The following is an 11,065-nucleotide window of genomic DNA, read 5'->3' as shown; positions in this document are numbered from 1 at the left end:
TCATACGTTTTACAGGCTGTCAATAAACCTGTTCATGTCATCTATATCATTGAAATACACGTGCTTGTGGATCAGTTCTCTTATACGTTTGTCCAATGAATCCACTGTACAAGTCGTCTCCCTGCAAAGACTGCCAAATCTGTTGTACACCGCCACATGTCCATTATAAGTGCTCACATAGAAATTGCCATGTGGTGTTCCACCCTCAGCAGCAATCACGAGCCCTCCGTAAAGCTCCGGTTCACTCTCATTTGATATGGGTAATATATGCCCGCTATCCATACCGTCAAATTCTCTATACACACTTTTACTGTCTCCGGATCTGCACGCCGTACTCACCACGATCTCTCTAGTTATAAAAGATAACACAAATACCGCTATAATGATAACAAAAAAATACATAATTCTTTTAAACATTACCACACCTTCTCTTCATAACAAAAAACAGAAGACAGGATATTCCATCCCATCTTCTGTCCTTGTTAATATATGTGGTTTATGTCTGTATTATTCCCATACAACTCCGGCCTTATTGTCACTCTCAAATACTGTGACATATGTCTTGCCCGGATTGAGCTGAAGTTCTTTTCCATCTGCTGTTGAATACTTTGTCACGGAGTCATCGGTTGACTTTGTCCATGTGATAGGAACGATCTTTCCATCTGAAACATAGTATCCGTCTCCTGTGCCAACGAGATCGATCATCTGTCTGTCGTGATCATCAATGCTGGTGTAGTGAGCAAACTGTATGATGATATTCTTGAATGTGAGCTGCTTTCCTGTGAGGTCATCGATCTGCTTGTCACCATACTGGAATCTGTTATATACCTTATTCTTTGAATCATATTCAAACCAAGGCTGTGTGTAAACTGACATGTTGAGTGTGAGCTTGTTTACAGACTCGCCCTCAGGAACCGTATCTTCCTCATTGAACTCAAACTTGCTCTTGTATCCCTTGTTGTGGGTAGTTGAGCATCCAAGATAATCAAGACCAGCCTTGATCATATCGCTGTTTGTGTACACATTGTGTGGAGCCTCGCGGTCTGATGATCTGTAGAAAGATACAGATCCTTCTCCACCAAGTCCGCTTATATGATCTATTCCTGTCCTGTCAAGCTCCTCCTGTCCCTGTGGAGACTGACCATAATGCATGTATATAGCATCAAACTCCATGGCAGTTGTAACATAGTAAGGTCTGCAGCTTCTGATCGAACCGACCTTCTCAAGATTGTCATAGTCGTTGAATATTGCAAGCATTCTTGTTATTCCGCCCTCAACGACAAACTCATATAAAACATCAGCCTGGCCTATGCCTGACTGAGGAATCGCATTCTCAATATTGTTGATCATTATAGCGATCGGTCTTCCGTACTCTTCCTTTCTGTCGGTGTTCCACTCGCCTGTAAGATCATTATATACTCCCTCATGGTAAGTCTCATCAACCGCTGTGGCAGACTTCATCATATCGGCCTGTGATACATCCACCTCTGCCTTAGCCTCCGTTGTAGTGACATTCTCCTCCGTTTTCTTCGAGCCGCATCCAAAAAGTGATAATCCCATCACAAGAGCGGTTGCCAGAACTAATCCCGTCTTAATTCTCCTCATAGTCTCTTGTATATCCTTTCATTGTAAGTATTTTTTCCTGCATCTCTTCCATGACCCTGCGCTCATCGTCCTCCATATGGTCATATCCTGACAAATGGAGCATGCTGTGGGCTACAAGAAAAGCCAGCTCTCTCGTCTTTGAGTGATTGTACTCAGTTGCCTGCTCATACACCTTATCAATAGATATAACGATATCTCCCAATAGCAGTTCATCTGTAGTAAGATCAAAGTAGTCACACCGGCTATCCTCGAGACCATCAAAGTTTCCAGGAATTGTATAATCAATCAGTGGAAATGACAGAACATCTGTCGCCCTGTCTATATTCCTCTGCTGGTTATTGATTTCATGTATGGAGTCATTGTCCGTGAGCAGCACGTTCACTTCGCAGGGATATGGACACCCAACGAATTCCAGCGAAGCCTGGACGATACTTGTTATGACATCCTCATAATTCTTAATATCAATATCTCCATACTCATTCTCAATATTAACTGACATATTATTTTCCTCTGTTTTTCTGAGCAGTTGTGGTTTTTCTAGGCTTTGCCTGTCTGCTCCTCTTATCCTCATATTTCTCATACGCATTTACGATCTTCTGCACCAAAGGATGTCTCACAACATCAAGACTCGTCAGATGGCAAATGCTTATGTCATCAATATCCTTTAACACCTTGAGTGCAACATCAAGACCTGACTGCGCGTCGTGTGGAAGATCCTTCTGTGAAAGGTCTCCTGTTATTATGGCCTTTGAGCCAAATCCTATTCTGGTAAGGAACATCTTCATCTGGGCAGGAGTGGTATTCTGGGCCTCATCCAGCACAATATACGCATTATCAAGAGTTCTTCCTCTCATGTAGGCAAGAGGAGCAACCTCGATCAGTCCCTTTTCCATATTCTTCATAAAAGCATCAGCACCCATTATCTCATACAATGCATCATAGAGCGGCCTAAGATAAGGATCAACCTTGCTCTGAAGGTCACCCGGAAGAAATCCCAGTTTCTCACCGGCTTCTATGGCCGGCCTTGTAAGTATGATCCTTCCAACCTCATTATTCTTAAATGCCGTTATGGCTTTTGCCATGGCAAGATAAGTCTTTCCTGTTCCGGCAGGGCCCACTCCGAATACTATCATGGACTTTTCTATTGAATTGACATATGTTCTCTGCCCGACAGTCTTCGGTTTGATCGGCTTGCCGCTCATCGTGTGACAGATTATGTCCCTGTCAAGCTCAGCAAGACTCTCCTTAGCCTCCTGCGGGTGTTCATTGACTATCGATATAGTGTAGTCTACCTTCTGTTCATCGATGGACGAGCCACGGTCTGCCATCTGGAAGAGCTGTTCTATAACCTGAATAGACTTCTTCACGCCTTCCTCGGAGCCGCTGACCTTAAGCTTGTCATCGCGAAGTATCATTGACACACTGTATTCTTTCTCAATCTTTTTTATATTGGCATCAAACTGTCCAAACACAGTCTGTATATAGTTTGATGCAACAGTTACGGATTCTGAATATTCGCTCAATACTTGTATCCCCTGTCATTATTATTTGTCAGTCAGGCTCCACCTCTTCGCTTCCCGATGTATTGTTTACGTCAATATATCTCGGCACAGCAACCGGGAGTCTGATACTGATATCGCCTTCAGCCGAAGCCTCACCGCGTTCATTAGTAATAATAACATTTTTTCGGACAATTTGCACCCCTTTTTCTTGCATTTTGCCAATATAAACATGCAGATGCTGGTTAAGTCTGTCTTTCTGCTCCTTATCCGTAAGCTTACGTGTATTTACTTTATAGAACACTTTTCGCTCTATATTCACGGATAACGGAAAATACATATCGCCGATATGCAGCCGTTTTTCCTCGGCGGAAAGGTCGTATGAGCCGTCGGAGGCAGCAGTTTTATACGGAGTAAATACCCGGCGTCCAATTTTTATATCTACTTTGTTTACCTTCCTGTCTGTAGTCTCCTTTTCCTGGAGCTCACTCTCAACCACATCTCTGTACTCTACATCACAAAGACCATATATCTCTCCGGAAGCAGGTACAAACACCGTATCCACAACCTCACTGTCATCATTGTATATGTTAACTGTTCCCGATATAAGAGTATCCCCTTTTTTTACTTCATCTCCAACCGATGCAACAGGCGTCCCCGCCGATGCAACAAGGGAATAGATCGTACAATCCATTGTGGCCACGAGATCACACGGTCTGCCATCTTCCGGAACTGTAAATACATCCACGGACTCCTTGAGCGCAACTGTAAGCTTTGTCCCACTGATGCTGCAGGATGCCCAACATATCTCCCCAAGATTATCCGTCAGCATGTCTGTCAGTTCGCTCAGATCAATACTCTTTTTTCTATGTCCATAGCACGGATACTCCATCTCGATAAGATCTGCAATTTCCTCACTTGTATAATCCTCACATCCGTCAATTTCTATGTACCATACATACCCTGATTCCCAGTATACAAACAGCAAAAATAATAAAACTCCGAGTAATATCGAGATCCTCTTCCTATTGCCCAGCAAACCGGTTCTTAGAGTCTTCTTCTCAGCTATTCGGATATCTATCATACATTTGTCCGCTATCTCTTCAAGTCTTTTTCTGTCATCGGAGTATATGCAGAAGTTTTCTGCCTTGCCATTCCATTTACTGTCATTCTGTTTACTGCCATTCTTTTTTCTGTTCTTCTTTACATCCCTCTCGCACCATGTACGTATTCCTTTATGGCTGCATATATTCATCAGGCGCAGAGCTGCGCGGCTGTCACAGCTCACATAGCACACACCTCTTATTTCCCTTCTAATATTCATGCAGTCACACTGTCAGCCAATCTACACTGTTTATCGAACCGCATATTTTCACTTCATAGGATGCATAGTAAGCGATCTGTAATCTTTCCCCATATATATTCAATATCCCTTTCCGGGTCTTAACAGACACTCTCTCGTCGTCAGAGTAGATCACATGTCTGAAATTCTCTATCACCAGCTCATCATTGTTGAACATGGTGAGTCTGGAGGTCGTTCCCGCCGAGTCCGGACACCAGCACGGAGGTTCAAATGCTATAACGTTTTTCGCTCTGTCTTTCATGAATACCACCATAACGCTTTTGGAACATTATATGAATACACATAAAAAAAGAGTACCGAATAAACTCGGTACTCTTAGAAATCAATTTAAAATCAAATATATATACTATGATTTATTTGTACTTGCGCTTTCTAGCTGCCTCTGACTTCTTCTTACGCTTTACACTAGGCTTTTCGTAATGCTCTCTCTTACGAATCTCCTGCTGAATACCAGCCTTCGCACAATTTCTCTTAAATCTGCGAAGAGCGCTATCTAAGTTTTCGTTCTCTTTAACTATTACACTTGACATTCTCTCACCTGACCTCCCTCCAGTTGTAAAATTATGCTACCAAATAACAACTGATTGGGTATTTTTAAGCACAAAATGTATTATATACATAAAATTCCTAATCGTCAACAGGAAAATGACAAATTAATAAAATATCTGTCACGAAACCTTAAGCTATCTGATTCTGAGCCTCTGTAACCGCCTGGGCAAGAGCTACCTCAATTCCGTCAGGATTCTTTCCACCGGCCTGAGCCATGTTAGGACGACCACCGCCGCCACCACCTACAATGCCAGCCACGGCCTTTATGATATTACCGGCATGGGCTCCCTTAGCAACTGCGCCGTCTGTAGCCATGGCAATGAGATTTACCTTGCCATCCTTTGCAGATGCAAGAACAACAACGCTGTCACCAAGCTTGCTCTTGAAGTCATCTCCGAGGTTTCTCAGTGAATTCATATCTGTATCCGGGATAGCCGCTGTGAGGATCTTGATTCCGTCCTTGTCTATAGCACTTGAAAGAACGTCTCCAGCTGCCTCCTTTGCCATCTTATCCTTGAGCTTCTTATTCTCATTCGTAAGCTCCTTAACCTCTGCAAGAAGCTGTTCTATTCTTGATGCCACACCATAGATATCAGTCTTAGCTACCTTTGCAGCATCCATGAGCTCCTGCTCTACATTTCTGTAGTAATCAAGTGCTCCGACAGATGTAAGTGCCTCGATACGTCTTGTACCTGCGGCCACACCGGCCTCTGATATAATCTTGAATGTTTTTATAGCTCCTGTGCTGGCAACATGTGTACCACCGCAGAGCTCCTTTGAGAAGTCTCCCATTGATACCACACGGACCTTCTCACCATACTTCTCACCAAACAGAGCCATGGCTCCGGTCTCCTTAGCCTCATCTACAGACATTACATCCGTGCATACAGGTATATCGAGCTGGATCTGCTCATTTACAATATCCTCAACCTTCTTGATCTCTTCCTTAGTCATCGCTTGATCATGTGAGAAGTCAAATCTCAGTCTTCCCGGCTCAACGAGTGAACCTGCCTGCTCTACATGATCTCCGAGAACCATCTTGAGTGCTCTCTGAAGAAGATGTGTTGCGGAATGGTTGTTACATATGAGTGCTCTGTTCTCAGCATCAACTGTGAGTTCTGCCTCATCACCAACATTGAGTTCGCCTGACTCAACATAACCGATATGTGCGATCTTGCCGCCTACAACCTTGACAGTATCCTCCACAACGAATGTACCGTTCTCTGTCTTGATGATTCCCTTATCACCGATCTGACCACCCATGGTAGCGTAGAAAGGTGTCTCAGGAACTATAACTGAAGCCTGTGCTCCCTCAGATACAGTATCTGCAAGAACTGACTTCTTATCATCACCCTCACCAACCTCTGTTGTGATAGCTGATATAGTTGACTTGTATGTCAGCTTGTCATATCCGACAAACTCAGATGTCATGTCAACAGGAAGCTGCTCATATACGGTTGCGTCTGCACCCATGTATGTTGTGGTCTTTCTGGCCTTTCTTGCAGTCTCCTTCTGGATATTCATGCACTCGGTGAATCTGTCCTCATCAACCTCGATCCCCTCCTCCTCGAGGATCTCCTTTGTGAGATCAAGAGGGAATCCATAGGTGTCATAGAGCTTGAATGCCTTGTCACCTGAGAGAACCTTCTCACCTGCAGCCTTAGTCTCGTCTATATAATCCTTGAGGATCGCAAGACCTGTATCTATGGTCTTATTGAAGCTCTCCTCTTCCTTGTCTATCTTATTGAAGATATATTCCTTCTTCTCACTGAGCTCAGGATATGCATCCTCTGACACCTCGATAACTGTCTTTGCAAGCTCTGACAGGAACTTGCCCTTGATGCCGAGAAGTCTTCCGTGTCTTGCAGCACGTCTGAGAAGACGTCTAAGAACATAACCACGGCCCTCGTTCGATGGAACGATACCATCTGATGTCATGAATGTAACTGAACGGATATGATCAGTTATAAGTCTGATCGATACATCCTTCTCATGATCTGTCTCATATTCCACGCCTGCCATCTCACATACCTTGTCGCGGAGAGCCTTGATCGTATCAACATCAAATATAGAATCAACATCCTGAACAACAACTGCGAGTCTCTCAAGACCCATACCTGTATCTATGTTCTTCTGCTCAAGCTCTGTGTAGTTGTTGTGTCCGTCATTGTTGAACTGTGTAAATACGTTGTTCCAAACCTCCATGTATCTGTCACAGTCACAGCCTACAGTACAGCCAGGCTTACCGCAGCCATACTTCTCGCCTCTGTCATAGTAAACCTCTGAACAAGGACCACAAGGACCAGCTCCGTGCTCCCAGAAGTTGTCCTCCTTGCCGAATCTGAATATACGGTCAGCATCGACACCGATCTCCTTATTCCATATATCAAATGCCTCATCGTCATCCTGGTAAACCGATGGATAGAGTCTGTTCTTGTCAAGTCCTACAACCTCTGTGAGGAACTCCCATGTCCATGATATAGCCTCATGCTTGAAATAATCGCCAAATGAGAAATTACCCAGCATCTCAAAGAATGTACCATGACGGGCTGTCTTACCTACATTCTCGATATCTCCTGTTCTGATACACTTCTGACATGTTGTCACACGTCTTCTAGGTGGTACCTCCTGACCTGTAAAGTAAGGCTTAAGTGGTGCCATACCTGAATTGATCAGCAGTAAGCTGTTGTCATTGTGTGGAATAAGTGAAAAGCTCTTCATTCTAAGATGACCCTTGCTCTCCATGAATTCCAGGAACATTTTTCTCAGTTCGTTCACGCCATAATTTTGCATTGTCTAATATCCTCCACTCTATCTTCTGTCAGCCAGTTCTTCTGTAATATCTTTCCAGCTGATTCCTCTCTCTACCATCAGACACATGAGATGATAAAGGAAGTCAGATATTTCATATTTTATATCCTCTGAATCAGGATTCTTGGCAGCTATGACTATCTCCGTAGCTCCCTCACCGACCTTCTTCAGGATCTTGTCAATACCCTTGCCGAACAGATAATTGGTATAAGAATCATCTCCTGGCTGATCCTTTCTGTCGCGTATGGTATTGTATACCTCCTCGAATACCTTCATAGGATTGGTATCATTGTACTCCTTTCTCACCAGATCTGTAAAGAAACAAGTACGGCTGCCTGTATGACACGCAGCTCCTATCTGTGACACCTTGGCAAGTATGGTGTCCTTGTCACAGTCTATCGTAAGAGATTTGACAAACTGATAATGACCGGATGTATCACCCTTGGTCCACAGCTCATTGCGGCTGCGGCTCCAGTATGTCATGCGCCCTGTTCTGATGGTCTTCTCATACGACTCCTTGTTCATATAAGCGACCATGAGCACTTCACCGGTCTTATAGTGCTGTGTAACACATGGAATAAGTCCATCCGAATTGAGTTTGAACGCCTCAAAAGGCATGGACGATTCAAACAGATCCACATCTATATTTGCCTCACGGCAATGCTGTTTAATCTCCATTATATCCATCTTCTGGAGATTGTACAGAGAAATTGATTCAGCATTTGTCTCATTGAGCATCTCTGCCACAGCTTCCCCGTTAGTGGAATAGGTAGAAACTATAACAGGAAGTGCAACATTTTCTCTTATGGATTTTACTATATCCAGATATTCCGGCACCATGTTGTTGTGAAGCAGCAGAAGTTCTCCCGCTCCAAGCGCCTTCAGTTTTCTGGCATATCCGACAGGATCATCACACTCACTCAGATCTATAGTACAGATTATTCGCTCTGAACCAAATCTGTCAGAAGCCTCAGTGACAAGCTCCGGCGTGTTCAGTGCCGCAGATTTCATACATACCTTGGATGCACCTGCATACAGAAGCTTCTTGACATCTTCAAGCTCCCTCACACCGCCACAGGCAATAAGTGGAATATCAACACTGTCACATATCTGTCTTATAATGGCAACATTGGGTTCTCTGCCATCTTTTGTTGCCTTGCTGTCAAAATAAGCTATCTCATCAGCTCCGGCATCATTGTAATATTTTGCCATCTCGACCGCATTGTTCAGATCCAGACATGGAATTATCTTTTTGCAGATCATATCATTATCCATAGTGAACCAGCACCTCCTTAAAGTGTGCCCTTGGTAGAAAGCACCTTTCCGTTTAATCTTCTGTCATAAGTTGTCGCCTCATCAAGAGCCTTCGCAAATGCCTTGAATGCGGCCTCTATGATGTGGTGATCGTTCTCCCCTGAGAACTGCTTAATATTGAGATTCATCTCAGCAGCGTATGATACTGCATAGAAGAATTCCTTGACCATCTGTGTGTCGAAGTATCCAACCCTCTCTGTGCGGAGGTTCAGATCATAGACAAGATATGGTCTTCCCGACAGATCTATGGCACACATTACGAGAGTCTCGTCCATCGGCAGGAAGAAATTGCCAAATCTCTTGATGGCCTTCTTGTCTCCAAGAGCCTCCTTGATGGCCTTGCCCAGCACAATTCCCACATCCTCAATGGTGTGGTGACAATCCACATACAGATCTCCCTTGACTGTAACGTTGAGATCAAAGAAACCATGCTTCGCAAAACTTGTGAGCATGTGGTCAAAGAAACCGATTCCTGTGTCGATCTTTGACTGTCCTTTTCCATCTATATTAAACTCGAGGGTTATGTCTGTCTCGTTTGTCGTTCTTGTACATTTGGCGATTCTAGCTGCTTTCTCTGCCATATCCCTGTCTCCTTCCCATATTCTATATCATTATGTCTTATTTTTCAAATCTTACTGCTATTGAATTGGCATGTGCTGTGAGCTGCTCAGCCTTGGCAAATGCTTCAATGTCAGTGTGAACTGCCTCAAGTGCCTCTCTTGAATAGTAGATTATGCTGGATTTCTTGATGAAATCGTCTACTGAAAGCGGTGAGAAGAACTTTGCTGTACCGTTTGTTGGAAGTACATGGTTAGGGCCTGCAAAGTAATCTCCAAGAGGCTCTGATGAGTATTCTCCGATAAATATAGCTCCAGCATTCTTCACTCTTGTCATCACGTCAAATGGATTGGCTGTGACGATCTCGAGATGCTCTGATGCAATGTCGTTGACAGCATCTATGGCATCGCTCATGTTGTCTGCAAGAAGAATATATCCATAATTGTCTATAGACTTTCTCATTATCTCTTTTCTTGAAAGCTCATCGATGAACTTGTCAACCTGAACTGATACCTTCTCGGCAAGCTCCTCTGATGTGGTCACAAGTATGGCTGATGCCATCTCGTCATGCTCTGCCTGTGACAGCAGATCTGCAGCCACGTATCTAGAATTGGCAGTCTCATCGGCAAGTACCATTACCTCTGATGGGCCGGCTATGGAATCTATGCTGACATGTCCGTATACGGCACGCTTTGCAAGAGCGACAAATATGTTTCCAGGGCCAACTATCTTGTCAACCTTAGGTACTGACTCTGTTCCGTATGCAAGGGCAGCTATGGCCTGCGCACCGCCTGCCTTGTATATCTCATCCACTCCTGCTTCCTTTGCTGCAACGAGTGTTGTGGCGTACACCTCACCCTCAGCATTACATGGAGTTGTCATGACTATCTTCTCAACGCCTGCAACCTTTGCCGGCATAACATTCATCAGAACTGATGAAGGGTAAACAGCCTTTCCACCCGGAACATAGACACCTACAGATGCAAGTGCTGTAACCTTCTGTCCGAGAAGAGTTCCATTTGGCTTGGAGTCAAACCAGCTATACTGCTTCTGCTTCTCATGGTACTCCCAAATGTTCTTCTTGGCTTTTCTGATAACGTCAAGGAGCTCAGGGCTGACCTGTGTATATGCGTAGTCTATCTCTTTCTGTGTAACCTTGACATTTTCTGCTGTTATATCTGCCTTGTCGAACTTCTTTGTGTATGAGAAGAGTGCGGCATCGCCGTTATCTCTCACATCGTCAACTATTTCCTGTACAGTCTCTGCATAGTTACCGAAATTACTTGGACTTCTCTTCAGAAGATTCTTCAGAAGATCCTTCTTTGTCTCTGCATTAAGCTTTACGATTCTCATCTCTGTTATGCCT

The 11,065-nt window shown here is 44.0% G+C and carries 11 protein-coding genes; all 11 read right to left on the bottom strand.

Going from position 1 to position 11,065, the window contains the following annotated elements:
• Positions 1-9: 9 nt before the first annotated feature.
• Positions 10-417, bottom strand: a complete 408-nt coding sequence (locus AB5150_RS00350; RefSeq protein WP_055279963.1) for a hypothetical protein — start codon at positions 415-417, stop codon at positions 10-12.
• Positions 418-507: 90 nt separating this feature from the next.
• Positions 508-1,605, bottom strand: a complete 1,098-nt coding sequence (locus AB5150_RS00345; RefSeq protein ID WP_015534912.1) for a DUF3048 domain-containing protein — start codon at positions 1,603-1,605, stop codon at positions 508-510.
• The gene (gene ybeY, locus AB5150_RS00340) at positions 1,592-2,104 is read right to left on the bottom strand and encodes an rRNA maturation RNase YbeY (RefSeq protein ID WP_015534911.1); all 513 of its coding nucleotides are present in this window, start codon (positions 2,102-2,104) and stop codon (positions 1,592-1,594) included. Before ybeY ends, AB5150_RS00345 begins: the two co-directional genes overlap by 14 nt.
• 1 nt (position 2,105) lies before the next feature.
• Complete coding sequence (locus AB5150_RS00335) at positions 2,106-3,128, bottom strand: PhoH family protein (protein ID WP_022216489.1); 1,023 nt, start codon at positions 3,126-3,128, stop codon at positions 2,106-2,108.
• 28 nt (positions 3,129-3,156) lie between these two features.
• Entirely contained in the window at positions 3,157-4,428 is a 1,272-nt protein-coding gene (locus AB5150_RS00330; protein WP_082423595.1) for a sporulation protein YqfD, read from the bottom strand.
• Between the two features lie 4 nt (positions 4,429-4,432).
• Positions 4,433-4,708, bottom strand: coding sequence for a YabP/YqfC family sporulation protein (locus tag AB5150_RS00325; protein ID WP_055279965.1), 276 nt, complete (start codon positions 4,706-4,708; stop codon positions 4,433-4,435).
• Between the two features lie 112 nt (positions 4,709-4,820).
• Positions 4,821-4,997 (bottom strand): 30S ribosomal protein S21, encoded by a 177-nt coding sequence (gene rpsU, locus AB5150_RS00320; protein WP_004851031.1) that lies wholly within the window; start codon positions 4,995-4,997, stop codon positions 4,821-4,823.
• Between the two features lie 148 nt (positions 4,998-5,145).
• Entirely contained in the window at positions 5,146-7,809 is a 2,664-nt protein-coding gene (gene alaS / locus AB5150_RS00315) for an alanine--tRNA ligase (protein WP_368291009.1), read from the bottom strand.
• Positions 7,810-7,827: 18 nt separating this feature from the next.
• Positions 7,828-9,102 (bottom strand): bifunctional phosphoribosyl-AMP cyclohydrolase/phosphoribosyl-ATP diphosphatase HisIE, encoded by a 1,275-nt coding sequence (gene hisIE / locus AB5150_RS00310; protein ID WP_082419752.1) that lies wholly within the window; start codon positions 9,100-9,102, stop codon positions 7,828-7,830.
• A gap of 17 nt (positions 9,103-9,119) precedes the next feature.
• Positions 9,120-9,722, bottom strand: coding sequence for an imidazoleglycerol-phosphate dehydratase HisB (gene hisB / locus AB5150_RS00305; protein ID WP_015534907.1), 603 nt, complete (start codon positions 9,720-9,722; stop codon positions 9,120-9,122).
• A 37-nt stretch (positions 9,723-9,759) separates the two neighbouring features.
• On the bottom strand, positions 9,760-11,052 hold the full coding sequence (hisD, locus tag AB5150_RS00300) for a histidinol dehydrogenase (RefSeq protein WP_055144485.1): 1,293 nt from the start codon (positions 11,050-11,052) through the stop codon (positions 9,760-9,762).
• Between the last annotated feature and the right edge of the window lie 13 nt (positions 11,053-11,065).

The sequence above is a fragment of the Coprococcus sp. RTP21281st1_F1_RTP21281_210402 genome, assembly GCF_040915325.1.
GTDB lineage: Bacteria > Bacillota > Clostridia > Lachnospirales > Lachnospiraceae > Coprococcus > Coprococcus aceti.
This window is presented reverse-complemented; position numbering and strand designations above follow the sequence as displayed.